The organism is Pseudomonas sp. Leaf59 (genome assembly GCF_920984685.1).
In the GTDB taxonomy this organism is placed as follows: domain Bacteria; phylum Pseudomonadota; class Gammaproteobacteria; order Pseudomonadales; family Pseudomonadaceae; genus Aquipseudomonas.
This window is the reverse complement of sequence record NZ_CAKLBR010000012.1, coordinates 62,202-82,501: the sequence shown is the minus strand read 5'-3', so window position 1 is coordinate 82,501 and position 20,300 is coordinate 62,202. Positions and strand designations below refer to the sequence as shown.

Sequence of the window (20,300 nt, the reverse complement as noted above, 5' to 3'; positions counted from 1 at the left end):
AGATCTATTATCAGATGGGGCATCTTCTGAAAATCAGATACCCCCAAGTACTGGAGAGGCAGATGTCCCTCACCCTGCGCCAGGTCCGTTACTTTGTCGCCACCGCCGAAATCGGCCAGATTTCCCAGGCGGCGATTCACTTGAACATCTCCCAATCGGCGGTCACCACGGCGATCAAGGAGCTGGAAGCCCTGCTCGGCGTGCAGTTGTTCATGCGCTCGGCCCAGGGCATGAACCTCACCGACGCAGGCCGGCACTTTCTCAACCGTGCCTATGTGATCGTGCGCAGTGTCGACGACGCGCTGAACAGCCCCTTGCCGGACCACCGCGCCAGCGGCGTACTGCGCGTCGCCGCCAGTTACACCGTGCTGGGCTATTTTTTGCCGCACCACTTGCAGCGCATGGAGCACTGGCACCCGGACGTGACCATCGAGGTGTTCGAACAGGAGCGCCAGGCCATCGAACAGGGCCTGCTCGACGGCGGGTTCGACATGGCCGTGGTGCTCACCGCCAACCTCACGCACCCGGCGATCGTCTCGGAAATCCTGTTCAACTCCGAACGCCGCCTGTGGCTGCCCAGCCATCATCCGTTGTGCGAACGGGGCGCGGTGAGCCTGGCGGACGTGGCGCAGGAGCCTTATATCCTGCTCACCGTGGACGAGGCCGAACACAGCGCCATGCGCTACTGGGAACAGGCCGGGCAGACGCCAAACGTGCGGCTGCGCACCAGTTCGGTGGAAGCGGTGCGCAGCATGGTCGCCAATGGCAGCGGCGTGGCGATCCTGTCGGACCTGGTGCACCGGCCCTGGTCGCTGGAAGGCAAGCGCATCGAAACCCTGACCGTCACCGACCCGGTAACGCCCATGAGCGTGGGCCTGGCCTGGCACCGCGAGCGCGCGTTTACCCCGGCGATGCAGGCGTTTCGCGACTACTTCCACGACGCGTTCCTGGCCCCGCAGCAGTTGTCGGCGCGGCGTTAGAGCTGCGCTTGCAGCACGCCGGCCAGCCAGTCCATGAACACCCGCACGCGCAACGGCAAATGCCGCTGCCCGGCGTACAGCAATGAAACGTCCAGCGGCGGTGCCGGGTAGTCCGGCAATACCGCCACCAGCTCACCGCTGGCCAGTTCCGCGCCGAGGCCCAGGGCTGGCACCTGAATAATCCCGAAACCGCCCAGGCATGCCGACTTGTAGGCATCGGTGCTGTTGACCGTGACCCGCCCGGCCATGGGCAGGCGCTGCACCTTGTTGCCCAGCAGGTATTCGAACCCCGCCGAGCGTGAGCCCAACGGTCGCACGTAATGCACCAGATGGTGGTTGGCCAGGTCGGCGAGTGTGTGCGGCGTGCCAAAGCGTTGCAGGTAGGTGGCGCTCACGCAGTTGAGCATCGGCAGACTGCACAGCCAGCGGGCCACCACACTCTGGTCCGGCTGCGCACCCACGCGCAGCACGCAGTCGAACCCTTCGGCGAGCAGATCGACCTGGCGGTCGGTGGTGCTGATTTCCAGCTCGATCAGCGGGTGCGCGTGCATGAAGTCGGGCAGGCGCGGCAGGATCAGGTCCCGCGCCATCACATTGGGCATGTCCACCCGAATACGTCCCGCCAGTTGCGCTTCATCCTGACGAAACAGCCCTTCGAGCTCCTCCATGTGCGCCAGCAGGTCCTTGCTGCGCTCATACAGCACAAGGCCGTCCTGGGTCGCCTGCACCTTGCGCGTGGTGCGCTGCAACAGGTGCGCGCCGAGCAGTTCCTCCAGCGCCTGCACATGCTCGGACACGGTAGAGCGCGGCAGGCCAAGGCGCTCGCCCGCCTGGGTGAAACTCGACAACTCAGTGACCCGTACGAAGGTGCGCAGCAGTTCAAGCTTGTTCATGGATTGTTCGCCTTATCCGGCCAGTGATTCCGGTATAGCACTGTTTATCACGTTGTGGTCGGACAAATACACTCGTTCCACACCTACACCTACACGCAGAGGCACTCACCATGACCCGTAAAATCGCATTGATCACCGGCACCAGCCGTGGTCTGGGCAAAAACGCCGCCCTGCACCTGGCAGCGCAGGGCGTCGACATCATCGGCACCTATCACAGCAAGGCCGACGAGGCGCAGGCTCTGGTGACGCAGATCGAGCAACTGGGCGGCCGCGCGGCGATGCTGCAACTGGATGTGGGCCAGAGCGCCACCTTCGACGCGTTCGCTGGCGACATTGCCCGCGTACTCAGAGATGTTTTCGCACAGGATCACTTCGATTTTCTGGTCAACAACGCCGGGATCGGCATTCACGCAAGCTTTGCCGAGACCACCGAAGCGCAGTTCGATCAGTTGCTGGCGATTCAATTCAAGGGGCCATTTTTTCTGACCCAGAAGCTGTTGCCGTTGATCCGCGACGGCGGACGCATCCTCAACGTGTCCAGCGGCCTGGCGCGCTTCAGCCTGCCCGGTTACGCCGCCTATGCCGCGATGAAAGGCGCGATGGAAGTGCTCACCCGCTACCAGGCCAAGGAACTCGGCACCCGTGGCATCAGCGTCAACATCCTCGCCCCCGGCGCCATTGAAACCGACTTCGGCGGCGGCGCCGTGCGCGACAACGCCGGCCTCAACGCCATGGTCGCCAACAACACCGCCCTGGGCCGCGCCGGCTTACCGGATGATATCGGCGGCGTCATCGCCAGCCTGCTGGCCGACGGCAGCGCATGGATCACCGGGCAACGTATCGAGGCGTCGGGTGGCATGTTTTTGTAGGAACCTGTCGCGCAACACGTCGTAGCCCCAGTGATACACGTAGGTGTACGGCAGAAAAAACAGCAGCACGCCAATGTCGAGCATCAGGGCCTGCAACAGGCTGATCTTCATCCACGCGGCAATCAACGGCACGGCCACGATGATCAGCCCGCCTTCGAACATCAGCGCGTGCAGCACGCGAGTCCAGGCGCCGCCGGCGAGTTGCAGGCGCAACGTGAGTCGGTCGAACAGGCTGTTGAAGATGATGTTCCAGGTCAGCGCCAACAAACTCATGCCCAGGGTCACCGCGCCCATTTCCAGCGCCGGTCTGCCGGTGATCCACACCAGCAACGGCGTACAGATCAACAAGGCCAGGCCCTCGAAACCGAGGGCCTGGCAAACGCGTTCAGTGATCGATTTGGTAGGGTTCATGGCCCGACTCCGTGATTGACGACGGTTGCCATGCTCACCCGCCACACCGATACTTCATAACCAATAACCACCGACCAAGGCGATACCTCATGGCCTCTCACGAAGTGCTGCAGGCGTTTGTTCAGGCCGCCACCCAGGGCTCTTTTTCAGCGGCGGCGCGCAAGCTGGGCAAGAGCCAGTCGACCATCAGCGCGGCGGTGGCGAGCCTGGAGATTGACCTGGATGTGGTGCTGTTCGACCGCAGCAGCCGCAAGCCCACGCTGACCGCGGCCGGGCATGTGCTGCTGCAACGGGCGGAACAGGTGCTGGAGGCCAGCAGCCGCCTGCAACTGGCGGCGAGTCAACTGGCACAGGGCCTGGAGCCGAAGGTGACGATTGCCATGTCGGACACCTACCAGTCGCCGCGCTTCGAAACCGCAATCCTCGCCTTTGCCGAACGTTACCCGGACCTGGAGCTGGAATGGCTGATCGCCGAATGCGATGACCTGGTCGACCTGGTGCAAAGCGGCCGCGCGCACATGGCGTTTATCGAGCAGCAGGACGTCTACCCGCCCGACCTCACCAGTTCGCCGGTGCAGGAGCGCACCGAAACCGCATTGTTCGTGTCACCGCAGCATGCCCTGGCGAGCCTTGCGCAGGTGGACCCGCAGCGCTTGAAACAGCACCGCGAACTGCGCCTGGCGAGCATCGTCAAACCCTACGACAACCGCGCGGCCGGGCGCGTGTGGTCGGCCGCCAGTTACCTGATGCTGATGGAAATGGCGCAACTGGGGTTCGGCTGGGCCCCCCTGCCCCGCTGGCTGGTGGAGCGCTTCGGCAATGCCAGCCTGGTGGAACTCAAGGTACGCGGCTGGCCGCGTTCGGTGGCGATCGACGCGTTATGGTCACGGCAACGACCACCGGGGCCGGCAGGGAGCTGGTTGCTGGGGCAGATGCTTGACTGAGTCCTGTCAGACAAAGGGCATTTGCGTGTGACCAGCAGGCTTGTTGTGGTGGTGGCGAGCGGGCTTGCCCGCGTTGGGGTGCGAAGCAGCCCCAAACCATACTCCTCGTAGTGTCAGGTACACCGCGTTTTCCTTGATTGGGGGCGCTTCGCACCCCAACGCGGGGCAAGCCCGCTCGCCACAGGAGTGATCTTCTTTGTCTGGGCGATCAGGGAAGGCGTTAAACTGCTTTCCTCACTGCGCCGTTCGGTTTTCCCTATGCAAACCCGCCTTGTTTCCTACGAAGCGCTGACTGCTGTGCAACAACAGCAACTGCGCGACATCGAAGTTCACCCCGAGCAACTGCCGTTTTCCGGTGACATGTACTGCGCCCTCAATACGCTGCTGGTCAACCCCAGCCCTGGCGTGAAGGGATTTGCCCTGCTGGCCGACGAGATTCCCGTTGCCTTCCTGCTGCTCAAGCGCCCCCCGTGCCTGCCCCAATGGGCCGATGAACACAGCGCGACGCTGCACGCGTTGCAGGTGGATCGGCGCCAGCAAGGGCGCGGGTTTGGCAAGGCTTGCCTGCTGGCGTTACCCGCTGTGGCCATTGAAACCTGGCCGCAGATCAAGGCACTGGAATTGTCGGTGGACAGTGACAACGTCGCGGCGATGGGCCTGTACCTGCGGGCGGGGTGGGTGGACAGCGGGGAGGCGTACAAAGGGCGGATCGGGTATGAGCGCAGGTTGCGCCGGGCGTTTGGTCGCGAGAGTCTTGACTGATACTAAATGTCACGTATACATGACTTATCCAATTCAAAGTAATGAATACGTGACATGGACACTTCTGTTATCGCCGAGCGCTTCGGCAACCAAATCCGCACCATGCGCCTCAATCGCGGTTACACACAGGCCGATCTGGCCAAGCTGGCCGGTGTAACCCGACAAAAACTGATCGAAATTGAAAAAGGCAGTCTCTCGGTTTCCATGAATGCCTTTGCACGCGTAATGGCGGCTTTGGGCAGCGAGATCAAACTGGTGCCGGTGACCCTGCCGACCCTTGAAGAACTGGAGGATATATTCAGTGAATAACCTCGCACTGCGTGTTCATACCCCTCAAGGCGACAGCGGCAGCATGCGGGCAAGTACTGAAGACTATGTGTTCCGCTATGCCGACAACGCGCATGCGCAGAGCGCAATAAGCCTGTCGATGCCCGTGCGAGCGGACGAATATCGCCGCAGAGGCCTGCACCCCATCTTCCAGATGAACCTGCCCGAAGGTTATGTGCTGGAGCAATTGCGTAATCGCCTGGCCAAAACGGTAAAAGTCGACCCGATGTTGCTGCTAGCGCTTTCAGGAGGCAGCGCACCGATTGGCCGGGTTTTCGTGTCTTGTGATCAAGTAAATGAACTGATCCAGCGCAACAGCACACCTGCCACCGGAGAAAACCTCGACGAAATCCTGGCCTGGGACGGCGCGGAAGATCTGTTCGCGAACCTGGTGGACCGCTACATCCTGCGGGCCGGCATATCTGGCGTTCAACCCAAAGTGCTGGTGCCGGAGAAACCCCGAACGCCCGAACAGAGATTTACCTCAAAAACCGACGACCTGATCATCAAGAGCGGACGCGACGAGTTTCCAGGGTTGGCCATCAATGAATACCTGTGCATGTCGATTGCCCGAGACGCGGGTCTGCCGGTGCCACCGTTCTATCTGTCGCAGAACCACAAACTGTTCATCATGCGGCGCTTTGACCGGGACGCTCAGCTCAACCCGCTCGGCTTCGAAGACATGACCTCATTGATGGGCCTGTCTGCCGAGCAGAAGTACACCAAAAGCTACGCCGCCATGGCCAAGGCCGTCCGTGTGTTCTGCGCGCCGGAATATCAACGCAGTTCGCTCGATCAATTATTCGACAGCGTGGCGCTGAGCTGCATCGTCGGCAACGGCGATGCTCACCTGAAAAACTTCGGTGTGCTCTACAGTGACCCGATGAAATCGGACACGCGGCTGGCACCCGCGTACGACATCGTCAACACCACAGCCTACCTCCCCGACGACTCACTGGCGCTGGACCTCAACGGCAACAAATCTCTGTTTGCTTCGCGCCTGGGCATCCTCGAATTTTCCAGGACATGCGAAGTCGACAAACCTGAAGCGCGTATTCAGGCGCTGCTTCAAACCCTCGAACAGGTACTCAAGCGCGAAGACGAGTACTGCCGCTTGGTGCCAGCTGTCGCACAAGCGATACGACAATCTGCGCAGGCCTATCAAAACAGCTTCGGGGGCTGAGCAGCCCCCGATTCGGGTTATCAGGCCTTCTGCCCAACCGGCAACCAGACCTCTACCGTGCCGGTGCCCTTGCGCCCGTCAAAGTCCGCGCTGTAGCGCTCGAAATCCGCCCCCACGACCTTGTAGCCCGACTGCGGCAGCCATTCGAACATGATGCGCTCGTACGTCTGTGCCAGTGCCTGCACCGGCCCGTGATGGGCGAACACGGCGTAGTTGAGCGGCGCGATCTCGATGGATTCGAAGTTGCCGGGCACATCGCCTTTGGTGGGTACTTCAACACCGGCCATGTAGTCGAATTCGCCATGGTGCGCGTTATGACACACGCCATAGGTCACCCCGCCGACGCGCTTGCCGATGTCCTTGATGCAGGTGTCGAACAGCTCCCACAGGCGCGGGATGTCACCGACGGTGGCCTTGGAATAACGCCCTTTTACGCCCGCAATCACCATGGCCCTGCCCGCTTCCATGCGCGGCTCCAACGGTTGTTTTGTCTGCTGATCCATACGAACAGTCTCCTTCTTATGAGGGAACAAACCCGCGTCGAGTATAGGGGTATATCGGCGCCCTGCTCCATGCGGAAATTTTTCCCACGCATATGGACAACTGGCCATCATCGACCGTATTGTCTGCCGCAGGCCACCGCAGTGGCCAACGTCGCTCGGACGGTTCCGGGCGCTTACGTACTTCGAGGCAACAATGGCCGACCAAGGTTCGCCGCGCCGCTTTGCGCGCATAGATCGACTCCCTCCCTATGTTTTCAATATCACTGCCGAGCTGAAGATGGCTGCGCGTCGGCGCGGCGAAGACATCATCGACTTGAGCATGGGTAACCCTGACGGCCCCACCCCCCCGCACATCGTGGAAAAGATGGTCACCGTCGCCCAGCGTGAAGACACCCACGGCTACTCCACCTCTAAAGGCATTCCGCGCCTGCGCCGGGCCATTTCGCGCTGGTACAAGGACCGTTATGACGTGGACATCGACCCCGAGTCGGAGGCCATCGTCACCATCGGTTCCAAGGAAGGCCTGGCGCACCTGATGCTGGCCACCCTGGATCAGGGCGACACCGTGCTGGTGCCCAACCCGAGCTACCCGATTCACATCTACGGTGCGGTGATTGCCGGCGCCCAGGTGCGTTCAGTGCCGCTGATTCCGGGCGTGGACTTTTTCGCCGAGCTGGAGCAGGCCATCCGTGGCTCGATCCCCAAGCCGAAGATGATGATCCTCGGCTTTCCGTCCAACCCGACCGCGCAGTGCGTGGAGCTGGATTTCTTCGAACGGGTAATCGCCCTGGCCAAGCAGTACGACGTGCTGGTGGTGCATGACCTGGCCTACGCCGATATCGTCTACGACGGCTGGAAAGCGCCGTCGATCATGCAGGTGCCCGGCGCCAAGGACATTGCGGTGGAGTTTTTCACCCTGTCCAAGAGCTACAACATGGCCGGCTGGCGCATCGGTTTCATGGTGGGCAACCCGGAACTGGTCAACGCCCTGGCGCGGATCAAGAGTTACCACGACTACGGCACCTTCACCCCGCTGCAAGTGGCGGCGATTGCCGCGCTCGAAGGCGACCAGCAGTGTGTGAAGGACATCGCCGAGCAGTACCGCCAGCGCCGCAATGTGCTGGTCAAGGGCCTGCATGAGCTGGGCTGGATGGTCGAGAATCCCAAGGCGTCGATGTACGTATGGGCGAAGATCCCCGAGGCGTATGCCGCCATGGGCTCGCTGGAGTTTGCCAAGAAATTGCTGCTGGAGGCCAAGGTGTGTGTGTCGCCGGGCATCGGCTTTGGCGAGTATGGCGATGACCATGTGCGCTTTGCGCTGATCGAGAACCAGGACCGGATTCGCCAGGCCGTGCGCGGGATTCGCGGGATGTTCAGGGCGGATGGGTTGGTTACCAGAGCCTGAATTCAATGCTGTAACAACGGTGGGAGGGGGCTTGCTCCCGATGGCGATGGGTCAGTCACCAGATGCAGTGACTGCCACTCTGCCATCGGGAGCAAGCCCCCTCCCACATTGGATTGGGCTCACACCGTTGTTTTGCGGTGTGGCTTACACCACCAGCGACAACAACATGATGAAGATCAGCGCCACCACCGACAGGATGGTCTCCATCGCCGTCCAGGTCTTGAAAGTCTCCACCACGGTCATGTTGAAGTACTGCTTGACCAGCCAGAACCCCGCATCGTTGACGTGAGACAGGATCAACGAACCTGCTCCCGTCGCCAGCACCAGCAGCTCACGGTTGACCCCCGGGATCATGCCCACCACCGGCACCACAATGCCCGCGCCGGTAATGGTCGCCACGGTCGCAGAACCGGTGGCCACACGAATCACCGCCGCCACCAGCCAGGCCAGCAGGATCGGGTTGATCTGCGCGCTCACCGCCATATGGCCGATCACGTCGCCCACGCCGCTGGTCACCAGCATCTGTTTGAAGCCACCGCCGGCGCCGATGATCAGGATGATCGCGGCGGTCGGTGCAAGGCTGGCGTCGAGCAGCTTGAGGATCTGTTTGGCGTGGATGCCCTGGCGATGGCCAAAGGTGTACAGCGACAGCAGCAGCGCCAGCAACAGCGCAGTGATCGGGTGACCGATCATGTCCATCCAGTTGCGCACCACATGGCCGTCCGGCAGGCCGATGTCGGCGAAGGTCTTGAGCAGCATCAGGAACACCGGCAGCAGCACGGTGACCAGCGTGATGCCGAAGCTCGGCAGGGTTTTCGCTTCCGGCTCGCGGGCCAGTTGGTCCACCAGTTCCTGGGACGGGTTGCCCGGAATGTACTTGGAAATGAACGTACCGAAGATCGGCCCGGCGATGATGGCCGTCGGTAGCGCAACGATCAGGCCGTACAGGATGGTCTTGCCGATGTCCGCACCGAACACGCCGATGGCCAGCAGGGGCCCCGGGTGCGGCGGCACCAGACCGTGCACCGCCGACAGGCCGGCGAGCAACGGGATACCGATCTTGATCAGCGACACGCCGGTGCGCCGCGCGACGATGAATACCAGCGGAATCAGCAGCACGAAGCCGATCTCGAAGAACAGCGGGATGCCCACCAGGAACGCGGCGAACATCATCGCCCACTGCACCTTTTCCTTGCCGAAGGCGCGGATCAGGGTCTGCGCGATCTGATCGGCGCCGCCGGATTCGGCCATCATCTTGCCGAGCATGGTGCCCAGCGCAAGGATGATGCCGACAAAGCCGAGCACTCCGCCGAAACCGTCCTGGAAGGCCTTGATGATCTTGTCCACGGGCATGCCCGAGGTCAGGCCGAGAAAGCCGGCCGCGATGATCAGTGCAATGAACGGGTGCACCTTGAATTGGGTGATCAGTACGATCAACCCGATGATAGTGACCACTGCATCAAGCAGCAGGTAGGACTCGTGGGACATGCCAAACATGGGGGGTCTCTCCTGTTTGTTGTTGTTATTAAAGCGGGTGTTGAATTTCCTGCCGGGGATAGCGCTATCTCTTCCGGCAAAAAATCAATGAGTAGGTTCAAAACCGTGCTTGAGCCACCAGGCATTGGTTTGCTCGGCCAGCGCTTCGACGCTGTCTTCGCTGGCGTTGAGGGCCAGGGTCAGCGGCTCGCCTTTGGGCGATTCAAGGGTAGCGAACTGGCTGTCGATCAAGCTGGCCGGCATGAAATGACCGGGGCGATGGGACACGCGGTCGGCGGCCACCGCACGGGTCAGCTCCAGAAACACGAAACCCAGGCCCGGCGCGGCTTCGCGCAGGTGGTCGCGGTATTTTTTCTTGAGGGCCGAACAGGTGAGCACGGGATGCTCGCCGGCCTTGAGCGAACGGCGCAGCTCATCGCAGAGGATGTCGAGCCAGCCGGCGCGGTCGTCGTCGTTGAGGGGGTGGCCGGCGCTCATCTTTTCGATGTTCGCGGCAGGGTGAAAGCTGTCGCCTTCGATGGCGGTGGCGCCGTTCAGGCGGCACAGGGCCTCGCTGACGCTGGACTTGCCACAGCCGGAAACACCCATGATGACCAGGGCGGTAACAGGTTGACTCATGAAACACCTCAGGACGCAGATAGCGCTACCTTTGCACGCTGTAAGGCTAGTGCAAAAACAGGCTTTTCCCGCGCCGTCTTGTCTTTTTTTATGGAGTGACGCGTGCATCCGTTCCAACTGACTTGCTTCTAGCAGTGAACCGGATCAGGCAACCCAGGGTTCAATCATTTGCAGCCCTTCGGAGACAGCGCTACCTTAGTGCCTCGATTTTTGTTTGGCAAGCCGCCTGATGACCTCCAAGAACGATAAGAATACGCGCACCACGGGGCGCCCGACCCTCAACGAAGTCGCCCGTCTGGCCGGCGTCAGCCCGATCACCGCCTCGCGCGCCCTGCGTGGCATCAGCAGCGTGGCCACGGAACTGGCCGAAAAAGTGCGGCAGGCCGCCGCCGAGCTCAACTATGTGGTCAACCCCGCCGCCCGCGCCCTCGCCTCGGCCCAGAGCCATTCGGTGGTGGTGCTGGTGCCGTCGTTGTCCAACCTTTTGTTTATCGAAACCCTCGAAGCCATCCATCAGGTGCTTAGGCCCAAGGGCTTCGAAGTGCTGATCGGCAACTCCCACTATTCGCGCGACGAAGAAGAAAACCTGCTGCGCAACTACATGGCCTACCAGCCACGCGGCCTGCTGCTGACGGGTTTTGATCGCACCGAAAGCGCGCGACGAATGGTCGAATCCAGCAACGTGCCCTGCGTGTACATGATGGACCTGGACCCCAATGCCGGGGTGAATTGCGTGGGGTTCTCGCAACTGGCGGCGGGCGAAACGGCCGCCGCGCATTTGCTGTCCCGGGGGCGCAAACGCCTGGCCTATATCGGCGCGCAGCTGGACCAGCGCACCCTGCTGCGCGGCGAAGGTTTTCGCCGGGCGCTGCAACAGGCCGGCCTGTACGACCCGGCGCTGGAAATACTGACACCGCGCCCGTCTTCCGTGGGCCTGGGCGGCGAACTGTTCCTGCAGTTGCTGGCGGCGCACCCCGACGTGGATGCGGTGTTCTTCGGCAACGACGACCTGGCCCATGGCGCGCTGCTCGAAGCCATGCGCCACGGCATTCAGGTGCCAGGGCGAGTGGCGGTGCTGGGGTTCAACGACTTGCCAGCGTCTTCGTTCATGGTGCCGCGCCTTAGCAGCATCAGCACGCCACGCGAAGCGATCGGCCGGCGAGCAGCGGAGCATTTGTTGACGATCATGGCGGGTAACCGGATTGCCAAACCGGTGGTGGATATGGGGTTTGAGTTGCAGGTGAGGGAGAGTACGTAGGAGGCCTGTAGGAATGGGCTGACATTGCGGTAAGCACCTTGCTCCGTTGCCTACGCTTACGTCAGAATCCGCCGGCTTGTGCGCCAGGGTCGGTCTGTCTAAGGTTTGTCCGTCGCCGAATTTCTCGGTGGTCGGGTTTAGTAGCCCGAATTCCTTTGCACAATATGCACAGGCCCATTATGGCGGCTGTGCGTAGGGCGCCCTCGGGCGCGCCGGGTTTTGTGCGGGATTACCGGTCTACTAACCTGCGTACAGCTGCCACCTCTCGTTTAGTAGCGATGCGGGCGCCGGCAAAAATCAGGTACTTAGCCATGCAAAGTGTCAATCCCCCGCATACGCTCTTCACCCTCGTCCCCGATATTTCCACCGAATCCCTGCTGACCAACAGCTACGAAACCGTATGCTCCGTCAGCACCCTGCTGCTCGACCTGTCCGATGACCTCACGGGCAAACACCGCGATGTTGCGCTCGCCATTCATCAACTGAGTGAGCTGAGCGTATTGCTGGTGGGCAAAGCGATGGATCAACACATGCCACGCACTTGAAAGCCGGCCCCAATAAACGGTGCAGCGCTGCGCCAAGCGAGCGTGTTGTGCCAAGCAGACTTGTTATGGCGAGCGGGCTTGTTGTGGCGAGCGGGCTTGCCCCGCGCTGGGGTGCGAAGCGCCCCCAATCGAGCAAAACGCGGTGTACCTGATACGGCTCAGCGTCTGGTTTTGGGCCTGCTGCGCAGCCCAACGCAGGACAAGCCTGCTCGCCACAGGGAATCTGCGCTTAACTGAACAGCATTAGGGCTTGCCCCGCGTTGGGGTGCGAAGCGCCCCCAATCAAGCAAAACGCCGTGTACCTGATACGGCTCAGCGCCTGGTTTTGGGGCTGCTGCGCAGCCCAACGCAGGACAAGCCTGCTCGCCACAGGGAATCTGCGCTTAACTGAAACGGCATTAGGGCTTGCCCCGCGTTGGGCTGCGAAGCGCCCCCAATCGAGCAAAACGCGGTACACCTGATACGGCTCAGCGCCTGGCTTTGGGGCTGCTGCGCAGCCCAACGCAGGACAAGCCTGCTCGCCACAGGGAATCTGCGCTTAACTGAACGGCATTAGGGCTTGCCCGCTCGCCACATATTACGGACTGTGCTCGCCTCGCATCCCCTGCTAGATTGGCCATTCTCAATTGCCAGGGGCGCACCATGGGGCATTCGCTGAAAATCTTGGGCCGCACGTCTTCCATCAATGTGCGAAAAGTACTCTGGACGTGCCAGGAACTGGGCATCGACTACGTGCGTGAGGACTGGGGCATCGGCTTCAAGCCCACCCAATCCGCTGAATTCCTTGCCCTCAATCCCAATGCGCAGATACCGGTGATGATCGACGACCACGGCGTGCTGTGGGAGTCCAACACCATCTGCCGCTATCTCGTGGGCCTTTACCAGCGCCATGACCTGTTGCCCATCGAGCCGGCGCCGCGCGCCCGGGTGGAGCAATGGATCGACTGGCAAGCCGTCGAACTCAACCGCGCCTGGGGCGCTGCCTTTACCGCGCTGGTGCGCAACAACCCGGAGGGTCTGGATGCGACACAAATCGCCGCCGCCGTGCAGGTGTGGAACGACAGGATGGGCATTCTCGAACAACAGTTGGCGAACACCGGTGCCTACGTGGCCGGCAATGAGTTCACCCTCGCCGACATCCTGATCGGCCTGTCAGTCCATCGCTGGCAGATGACGCCAATGCAGCGCCCGCACTATCCCGCCGTCGCGGCGTACTACCAGCGCCTGGCCCGGCACGCGGGCTTTCACACCTTCGCCCTGGACGGTCACAACTGAAAAAACAGGGGCGACACGCGTTAAGTTGTAAGTAAACGTGTCTAGCTTGACGCTGAATGCCATTCCTTACCGCTCACTAAAGGGTCCCTCATGTCGACACTCACCGCCTCTTCCACGGACGGCATCGATCCGGTCCGGGCCGCCCATATCAGTGCGCGCATCGACCGCCTTCCTCCCGTTGCGACTATTTGGCGCCTGGTGGCGTTGCTGTCGATTGGCGGTTTTTTCGAGCTGTATGACCTGTTCCAGACCGCCTACATCAGCCCAGGCCTGATCAGCGCCGGCTTGTTCCACATCGGCAGCGAAGGCGTGTTCGGCTTCTCCGACCAGGCCGCCTTCGCAGCGGCGACGTTTCTCGGCCTGTTCTTCGGCGCCAGCCTGCTCAGCCCCATCGCCGACCGTTACGGGCGCCGCGCGATCTTTACCTTCGCGCTGGTCTGGTACACCGTCGCCACGGTGTTGATGGGCCTGCAGACCTCCGCCCTGGGCATCATTTGTATGCGCTTTCTGGTGGGCATTGGCTTGGGGATCGAGCTGGTGACCATCGACGCCTACCTCTCGGAGCTGGTGCCCAAGCGCATGCGCAGTTCGGCGTTTGCCTTTGCGTTTTTCATTCAGTTTCTGTCGGTGCCGACCGTGGCGTTGATGTCGTGGTGGCTTGTGCCCCAGGCGCCGTTTGGCATTGCCGGGTGGCGCTGGGTGGTGCTGAGCAGTGCGGTGTTTGCGCTGTTTATCTGGCAACTGCGCAAGCGCCTGCCGGAGTCGCCGCGCTGGCTGGCGCAGCAAGGTCGGTTCGACGAAGCCGGCGCCATCATGGACAACCTTGAAGCGCGCTGCCGCAAAGATCACGGTAACCCCCTGGATGAACCGGAACCCGAGGCGGTCAATGTGCAGGGCAATGGCCGGTTCGCCGATATCTGGCAACCGCCCTACCGCCGCCGTGCGCTGATGCTGATCGTGTTCCACGTATTCCAGGCCATCGGTTTTTTCGGCTTTGGCAATTGGCTGCCAGCGCTGCTGTCGGGCCAGGGCGTCAGCGTGACCCACAGTCTGTTGTATGCGTTCATCATCACCCTCGCCTACCCGCTGGGGCCGCTGCTGTTCGTGAAGGTGGCCAACCGCTTTGAAAACAAGTGGCAGATTGTCGGCTCGGCCATGGGCGCGATGATCTTCGGCAGCCTGTTCGCCTTGCAGACCAGCGCGGTGGGGCTGATCTTCTGCGGCGTGATGATCACCTTCTGCAACGCCTGGCTGAGCTACAGCTACCACTCGTATCAGGCCGAACTGTTCCCGACCAATATTCGCGCGCGGGCGGTCGGCTTCTGCTACTCGTTCAGCCGCTTGTCGACAGTGTTCAGCAGCCTGTTGATCGGTTTTATCCTCGAACACCTGGGCACACCGGGGGTGTTGGCGTTTATCGCCAGCAGCATGCTCATCGTAATGATCACCATCAGTTGGTTCGGGCCGCGTACGCGCAACCTGACACTGGAAAACATCGCCCATTGACGGCAAGGGTTGGCCGTCGACGGGCCATCGGTTGCCGCGACGGCGGCCCGAGGCCCAATAAAACGGGCACGGCGCACGCGGCACGCTATTTGCTCCAGAGTTCGTACTGAACACTTGCGCAGGTGACCGATCATGCTGGTTAACAACAACACCCAGGCCGTATCGAACGTCCAACAGGTCAATCGGCCCGACATGGACCCGGCCAATGCGGCCGCCAGCACCCTGTACAGCGGCGTGCTGGCAGCAACGCAGCCTGCCTTGACCCTGCCGGCCGCGCAGAAGGATCTGGACAAGGCGAGCGGGCGTATTGACGAGGCGTTTGCCAAGACCCGTGTGCAGCTCCAGGCCTCGGCGCCCGCCTCCGGCACGCGCGCGGAACTCACCGAGTACATGAGCAAATCCCCGGGCGAACGCATTCGTGAGCAGTTGCTCAAGGAACAGGGGTTGACCGAAGAGCAGGCGCAGGCGCTGCCGCAGGAAAAACAGGACGCGATTTCCAGGGAAGTGGCTGCACGGTTGAAGGAACAGCAGCAGGTGGCGTCGACCACCGCGCCGGCTGAGCCGGTAAAACAGGCGCTGGCGGCCCTCTAATCAAGCATTCAAATGTGGGAGGGGGCAAGCCCCCTCCCACATTGGATTCTCTTTCACAGAGTATCGCCTTTCACATGGGATCCCCTTTCACATGGGTTTTCATGTGTGGGTGAGTTACTGCAATTGCAACGTCGAGTTGAATTGACCGATCGCGTCCACCACGTGCCGTGAGCCTTCCTGGATTTCCAGGATCACCTGCCCGGCCTCGTTGGCCAATTCCACGCCGAGCCCCGTACGGTTCAAGCTCGACTGCATACTCGATACCGCGCTCGCCGACAGGTCGTGGTTCTTGCGCACCACCTCGACAATCTCCAGCGTCGCCTGGCTGGTGCGCGCGGCAAGGCTGCGCACTTCGTCGGCCACCACCGCAAAACCGCGTCCATGCTCACCGGCGCGGGCGGCTTCGATGGCGGCGTTGAGCGCCAGCATGTTGGTCTGCTCGGCGATGCTGCGGATGGTCTGCACGATGGTGCCGATGATCTCCGATTGCTTGTTCACCGCGTCGATGCTCACGGCGGCCTGGTTCAGGTCGTGGGAAATGTCTTCGATAATCTGCACCGTCTGCTGCACCACCTGCGAACCCTTGCGCGCGCAGACGTCGTTTTGCACCGAGGTGGCGTGGGCCGAATCGGCAGCGGTGCGCAGGCTGGTGACCTGGTCGGTGATGTCGCTGGCGAATTTCACCACTTTGTACAACCGACCGCTGGCGTCGAAGATCGGGTTGTAGGAAGCCTCCAGAAACAGCGTCTTGCCGTATTTGTTCTTGCGCTCAAAACGGTGCGAGTGATACTCGCCCCGGTTGAGCGAGGCCCAGAACGCCTTGTAGGCCGGTGACTCAACCTCCTCACGGTGACAAAACAAGCTGTGGTGCTGGCCGACGATTTCACCCAGCGAGTACTGCACCGTGCTCAGGAAGTTATCGTTGGCGTTGAGGATCTGCCCCTGGGGCGTGAACTCGATCATCGCCATGGAGCGACCGATCGCATCGATCAGGCTTTGGTTTTCGTGTTCGCGGTGGACCCGCGCGGAAATATCCGACGCCACTTTGATCACGCTGAGCACCCGCTGCTCGTCGTCCAGCACCGGCATGTAGCTGGCTTCGAGCCAGACCTCCTCGCCGCGTTTATTCAGACGCATGAAGGTGCCGCTGATGGCTTCTCCCCGCGCCAGGTCGCGCCAGAGCGTGGCGTAGGCCTCGGTGTGGGTGTAGGCCTCTTCGCAGAACAGCCGGTGATGTTTGCCGCGAATGTCTTCCACGCTGTAGCCCATGGCTTTGCAGAAGTTGTCGTTGGCATCGAGGATCACCCCCGCGGGATCGAATTCGATCATGGCCATGGAGCGGCCGATGGCGGCGAGTTTGGCGTTGGACTCGGTGAGGGCGCAGGAGAAACGCTGAATCTCGAGCAGGTCGGATTTGTGGTGGAGGTTGAACATGGGCGGATCTCCCTGATTCCCGGCGCTGAGGGGCGCATTCCATTCGAATGAGCATAGCCACGACCAGGCGCTATGCAAGGCGACAGTGCCGGGACGATCGCTCAGGGCGCTTTGAAGACTGCCTGCTGAACATCGACCTTTTTCGGAATCAGGCGGTTGGCGAAAAACAGCTCGGCGGTACCTTGCTGGGTAGCGATGTCGGCGGCTGTCAGCGGGCGGATCGGCGTGGGTGAGCGGTGCTCGAAGTAACTCTTTACCACGGCCGGCGGCAGGCCCAGGGTCTTGGCCATCAGCGCGATACTTTCCTGCGGCTGGTCCAGGGACAAGCGCTGCGCCTTGCCCAAGGTTTGAATGATCGTGGCGATGGCATGGGGGTGCTGTTTGGCGAACCGGCTGCTGACCACAAAGAAACTGCCCGCCGGGTTGAGCCCCTGCCCGTCGCCCAGCACTCGGGCAGAACCGTCGACCACGGCGGCCGAGTAGTAAGGGTCCCACACCACCCAGGCGTCCACCTTGCCCTGTTCAAACGCGGCACGGCCATCGGACGGCGACAGGTACACCACGTTCACGTCCTGCCACTGCAACCCGGCACGCAGCAGGCTCTTGAGGAACAGGTTGTGAGCACTGGAGCCCTTGAGCAATGCAACACGTTTGCCCTTGAGCTCGGCCACGCTGTGCAGCGTGCTGGCCTTGGGCACCAGAATCGCTTCGGTCTTGCCGTCATTGGGCTCGACGGCGATGTACTGCAGGTCGATGCCGGCGGCCTGGGCGAAGATCGGCGGGATGTCGCCGATATTGCCAATGTCCAGGCTACCGGCATTGAGCGCTTCCATCAGCGGCGGGCCGCCGAGAAATTCGACCCATTGCACCTGGGTGCCCGGCAGCGCCGCTTCGAAAAGCTTGTGCTCACGGGCCAGCACCATGCTCACCGAGCCTTTCTGATAGCCGACACGCAAGGTTTCAGTGTCGTCAGCCAGTGCCGTTTGGGCCAGCAACGTAAGCGCCAGCAACGAGCCCGCCAGCAGGTATTTTAGTGGTTTCATGGGTAGCCTCTTGATGATCCATTGGGGCGATCCTAACAAGCAGGCTTATTCTTTAATAATATTTAAAACTCACCAATATATGATTAAAAAGAATATAAACCTTGATGGATTAACCCATAACCGAACGCGCTTATAATCCTCGCCCCCTGATCACGCGCGCCTGAACACCATGTCCGAAGTGTCCATCCAATTGCTGAGCGAACCGCTCTGGCCGCTGCTGAACAAGTTTTACCGCGCCCACGGTTCATCGATGAAAGCGCTCAAGGGCGGTCGATTATGGGTGGCGCGTGACGCCGAGATCGTCGCCGGGCTATGCCTGACGCCGGTGGTGGGCGGGCACTGGCTGACGGGGCTGTTCGTCGACCCGGCGTATCGCGGGCAAGGGCTGGCGGCGCGGCTGGTTCTGCGCGCAGTGCAACCGGTGGAGGGCACGGTGTGGCTGTTCTGTCACCCGGACCTGCAGGGTGTGTATGACCGGATGGGCTTCACGCAGGAAACGCTGTTGCCGCAATCGCTCAGCGAGCGGCTGGTGCGCTATAAACGCAACAAGCCGCTGATCGCGATGGGCTTAAAAATCTGAAATGCAGACCCTCCCACATGTTCAAGCGGTGTGGCGTCAGAGGGTTACTCTTCTACCGCCGGCTCCAGCTCAGGGAACAGCACGTCGGTAAACCCGAATTTGCTGAAGTCGGTAATCCGCGACGGGTACAGCCGGCCGATCAGGTGGTCGCACTCGTGCTGCACCACCCGCGCATGGAAGCCGTCGGCAAAACGCACAATCGGTTCGCCCTTGGGGTCGAAACCTTCGTAGCGAATCTGCTGGTAGCGGTTGACCGCCCCGCGCAGGCCGGGCACCGACAGGCAGCCTTCGTAGTCCTCTTCCAGCACCGGGCTGAGCGGCGTGATCAGCGGGTTGATCAGGATAGTCTGCGGCACCGGCGGCGCGTCCGGGTAGCGTTCGCTGGCCTCGAAACCGAAGATCACCAGTTGCAGGTCGACGCCTATCTGCGGCGCGGCCAGGCCAACACCGCCGACATGTTCCATGGTCTGGAACATGTCATCGATCAATTGCCACAGCTCGGGGCTGTCGAACATTTCCGGCGGTACAGGCGCGGCGATACGCAGCAGGCGCTCGTCGCCCATTTTCAGGATGTCACGGATCATCAATCAGGCTCTACGGGAGTGGGCTTGGAGTGGTCTCGGCCTAAGCCTGAGACATGCTGTTTCTCATCGGTGTGGCCGGGCTCATCAAATTCCTTTTCGCCCGCGTCCTTGCCCTCGGCCGACATGTGTTCGATCACGGCGTTCATCTCCGCGCCGAGCAACAGCACGGCGGCGGAAATATAGAAATACAGAAGCAGCACGATGATCGCACCGATACTGCCATACATGGCGTTGTAGTCGGCGAAGGTTTTAACGTAGTAACCAAAGCCCAGGGACGCGACGATCCAGACCACCACGGCCAGCACGGAGCCTGGGGTGATGAAGCGAAATTTCTGCTCCACGTCCGGCATCACGTAATACATGAGGGCCACGGCAAACATCAGCAGAATCACGATCAACGGCCAGCGCACAATGGTCCACAGGGTAACGACGAATTCCTGCATGCCGATCTGCCCCGCCAGCCACTCCATCACTTGCGGGCCCAGCACCATCAGTGCGGCGGCGGCCAACAACATGCCTGCGATGCCGATGGTGTAGAAAATCGACAGCGGGAAACGCTTCCAGATCGGCCGGCCTTCCACCACGTCGTAGGCGGCGTTCATCGCGCTCATCATCAGGCGCACGCCGGCCGAAGCGGTCCACAGCGCGATCACGATACCCACCGAGAGCAGGCCGCCCTTGGATTGCTGCAACTGGTCGATCACCGGGTTGACCTGTTCCAGCGCCTGGGGCGGCAACACCAGCTCCGATTGCAGGCGCAACCAGCTGAAGAAGTCCGGCAGGTGAAGGAAACCGATCAGGGCAATGAGGAACAGCAGGAAGGGAAACAGCGAAAACAGCATCTGGTAGGCCAGTGCCGAGGCGTAGGTGGGCATCTCATCATCGATGAATTCGGTGACGGTGCGCATCAGCACCTTATGCAGCTTGAGGCCTTGTAGTACCGGAAAGATCATAGCGTCTCCTTTCGCCGCAAAAAGGTCAGATTCGTGGGCGACTCAGGGGCCGTTTTCTACATCAAAGTAGCCCATTTGGCGACTTTGAAACAATTTCCAAAGTTTAGTTGCAGCAGCTGACACAAAAACGGCCATCCGT

Annotated in this window: 21 protein-coding genes and 2 pseudogenes; 13 read left to right on the top strand and 10 right to left on the bottom strand. The window is 61.4% G+C overall.

The annotated features are described in order from the left end of the window. Window positions 1-62 precede the first annotated feature (62 nt). On the top strand, window positions 63-980 hold the full coding sequence (locus LUB09_RS14665; protein ID WP_209984070.1) for a LysR family transcriptional regulator: 918 nt from the start codon (window positions 63-65) through the stop codon (window positions 978-980). Here LUB09_RS14665 and LUB09_RS14660 read toward each other — a convergent pair. Then, a complete protein-coding gene (locus tag LUB09_RS14660) occupies window positions 977-1,873 on the bottom strand; it encodes a LysR family transcriptional regulator (RefSeq protein ID WP_231422900.1) in 897 nt (298 codons plus the stop codon). The genes LUB09_RS14665 and LUB09_RS14660 overlap by 4 nt on opposite strands. 110 nt (window positions 1,874-1,983) lie before the next feature. Here LUB09_RS14660 and LUB09_RS14655 point away from each other — a divergent pair, with 110 nt between their 5' ends. Beyond that, the gene (locus tag LUB09_RS14655) at window positions 1,984-2,742 is read left to right on the top strand and encodes an SDR family NAD(P)-dependent oxidoreductase (RefSeq protein WP_209984072.1); all 759 of its coding nucleotides are present in this window, start codon (window positions 1,984-1,986) and stop codon (window positions 2,740-2,742) included. Here the strand turns inward: LUB09_RS14655 and LUB09_RS14650 are convergent. Then, a complete protein-coding gene (locus tag LUB09_RS14650; RefSeq protein ID WP_209984074.1) occupies window positions 2,641-3,153 on the bottom strand; it encodes a multidrug/biocide efflux PACE transporter in 513 nt (170 codons plus the stop codon). The genes LUB09_RS14655 and LUB09_RS14650 overlap by 102 nt on opposite strands. Before the next feature lie 89 nt (window positions 3,154-3,242). On the opposite strand from LUB09_RS14650, the gene LUB09_RS14645 reads away from it, so the two are divergent. The 4 genes from LUB09_RS14645 to LUB09_RS14630 all read left to right on the top strand — a co-directional run bounded on the left by LUB09_RS14645 (window position 3,243) and on the right by LUB09_RS14630 (window position 6,369). Continuing rightward, entirely contained in the window at window positions 3,243-4,097 is an 855-nt protein-coding gene (locus LUB09_RS14645) for a LysR family transcriptional regulator (RefSeq protein WP_209984076.1), read from the top strand. A gap of 258 nt (window positions 4,098-4,355) precedes the next feature. After that, window positions 4,356-4,859 (top strand): GNAT family N-acetyltransferase, encoded by a 504-nt coding sequence (locus LUB09_RS14640; protein ID WP_209984078.1) that lies wholly within the window; start codon window positions 4,356-4,358, stop codon window positions 4,857-4,859. Window positions 4,860-4,913: 54 nt separating this feature from the next. After that, the gene (locus tag LUB09_RS14635) at window positions 4,914-5,168 is read left to right on the top strand and encodes a helix-turn-helix domain-containing protein (RefSeq protein WP_209984080.1); all 255 of its coding nucleotides are present in this window, start codon (window positions 4,914-4,916) and stop codon (window positions 5,166-5,168) included. Then, on the top strand, window positions 5,161-6,369 hold the full coding sequence (locus LUB09_RS14630) for a type II toxin-antitoxin system HipA family toxin (RefSeq protein ID WP_231422899.1): 1,209 nt from the start codon (window positions 5,161-5,163) through the stop codon (window positions 6,367-6,369). The genes LUB09_RS14635 and LUB09_RS14630 overlap by 8 nt, the downstream gene beginning before the upstream one ends. A gap of 20 nt (window positions 6,370-6,389) precedes the next feature. On the opposite strand, the gene LUB09_RS14625 is transcribed toward LUB09_RS14630, so the two are convergent. Further along, a complete protein-coding gene (locus LUB09_RS14625; RefSeq protein WP_209984083.1) occupies window positions 6,390-6,872 on the bottom strand; it encodes a GyrI-like domain-containing protein in 483 nt (160 codons plus the stop codon). A gap of 193 nt (window positions 6,873-7,065) precedes the next feature. Here LUB09_RS14625 and alaC point away from each other — a divergent pair, with 193 nt between their 5' ends. Next, complete coding sequence (gene alaC / locus LUB09_RS14620; protein WP_231422898.1) at window positions 7,066-8,277, top strand: alanine transaminase; 1,212 nt, start codon at window positions 7,066-7,068, stop codon at window positions 8,275-8,277. 144 nt (window positions 8,278-8,421) lie between these two features. On the opposite strand, the gene LUB09_RS14615 is transcribed toward alaC, so the two are convergent. Together LUB09_RS14615 and LUB09_RS14610 are read right to left on the bottom strand one after the other, a co-directional pair. Beyond that, window positions 8,422-9,774, bottom strand: coding sequence for a GntP family permease (locus tag LUB09_RS14615; RefSeq protein WP_186751752.1), 1,353 nt, complete (start codon window positions 9,772-9,774; stop codon window positions 8,422-8,424). A gap of 84 nt (window positions 9,775-9,858) precedes the next feature. Beyond that, window positions 9,859-10,392 (bottom strand): gluconokinase, encoded by a 534-nt coding sequence (locus LUB09_RS14610; RefSeq protein WP_209984087.1) that lies wholly within the window; start codon window positions 10,390-10,392, stop codon window positions 9,859-9,861. Window positions 10,393-10,618: 226 nt separating this feature from the next. Between LUB09_RS14610 and LUB09_RS14605 the strand changes: the two genes are divergently transcribed. The 5 genes from LUB09_RS14605 (at window position 10,619) to LUB09_RS14585 (ending at window position 15,567) form a co-directional block, all read left to right on the top strand. Next, window positions 10,619-11,650: a LacI family DNA-binding transcriptional regulator gene (locus tag LUB09_RS14605; RefSeq protein WP_209990484.1), complete on the top strand. Its 1,032-nt coding sequence runs from the start codon at window positions 10,619-10,621 to the stop codon at window positions 11,648-11,650. Window positions 11,651-11,961: 311 nt separating this feature from the next. After that, on the top strand, window positions 11,962-12,195 hold the full coding sequence (locus tag LUB09_RS14600) for a DUF6124 family protein (RefSeq protein ID WP_209984089.1): 234 nt from the start codon (window positions 11,962-11,964) through the stop codon (window positions 12,193-12,195). Window positions 12,196-12,837: 642 nt separating this feature from the next. Continuing rightward, window positions 12,838-13,470 carry a glutathione S-transferase family protein gene (locus LUB09_RS14595; RefSeq protein WP_209984091.1) on the top strand — a complete coding sequence of 211 codons (633 nt, stop codon included), beginning with the start codon at window positions 12,838-12,840 and terminating at the stop codon, window positions 13,468-13,470. 90 nt (window positions 13,471-13,560) lie between these two features. After that, entirely contained in the window at window positions 13,561-14,976 is a 1,416-nt protein-coding gene (locus tag LUB09_RS14590; RefSeq protein ID WP_209984093.1) for an MFS transporter, read from the top strand. Window positions 14,977-15,108: 132 nt separating this feature from the next. Beyond that, entirely contained in the window at window positions 15,109-15,567 is a 459-nt protein-coding gene (locus LUB09_RS14585) for a hypothetical protein (RefSeq protein WP_209984095.1), read from the top strand. Window positions 15,568-15,681: 114 nt separating this feature from the next. Here the strand turns inward: LUB09_RS14585 and LUB09_RS24080 are convergent. The 3 genes and pseudogenes from LUB09_RS24080 to LUB09_RS14575 all read right to left on the bottom strand — a co-directional run. Next, window positions 15,682-16,104: pseudogene (locus LUB09_RS24080) on the bottom strand (methyl-accepting chemotaxis protein); the annotation flags it as partial. Window positions 16,105-16,275: 171 nt separating this feature from the next. Continuing rightward, a pseudogene (locus tag LUB09_RS24075) lies at window positions 16,276-16,896 on the bottom strand (PAS domain-containing protein); the annotation flags it as partial. Window positions 16,897-17,102: 206 nt separating this feature from the next. After that, window positions 17,103-18,044, bottom strand: a complete 942-nt coding sequence (locus LUB09_RS14575) for an aliphatic sulfonate ABC transporter substrate-binding protein (protein ID WP_231422897.1) — start codon at window positions 18,042-18,044, stop codon at window positions 17,103-17,105. A 169-nt stretch (window positions 18,045-18,213) separates the two neighbouring features. Here LUB09_RS14575 and LUB09_RS14570 point away from each other — a divergent pair, with 169 nt between their 5' ends. Next, complete coding sequence (locus LUB09_RS14570; protein WP_231422896.1) at window positions 18,214-18,624, top strand: GNAT family N-acetyltransferase; 411 nt, start codon at window positions 18,214-18,216, stop codon at window positions 18,622-18,624. Between the two features lie 44 nt (window positions 18,625-18,668). Here LUB09_RS14570 and def read toward each other — a convergent pair whose 3' ends face one another. Both def and LUB09_RS14560 read right to left on the bottom strand, forming a co-directional pair. Then, entirely contained in the window at window positions 18,669-19,208 is a 540-nt protein-coding gene (def, locus tag LUB09_RS14565) for a peptide deformylase (protein ID WP_057007110.1), read from the bottom strand. Next, window positions 19,208-20,161 carry a YihY/virulence factor BrkB family protein gene (locus LUB09_RS14560; RefSeq protein WP_209984102.1) on the bottom strand — a complete coding sequence of 318 codons (954 nt, stop codon included), beginning with the start codon at window positions 20,159-20,161 and terminating at the stop codon, window positions 19,208-19,210. Before LUB09_RS14560 ends, def begins: the two co-directional genes overlap by 1 nt. Window positions 20,162-20,300: the final 139 nt, after the last annotated feature.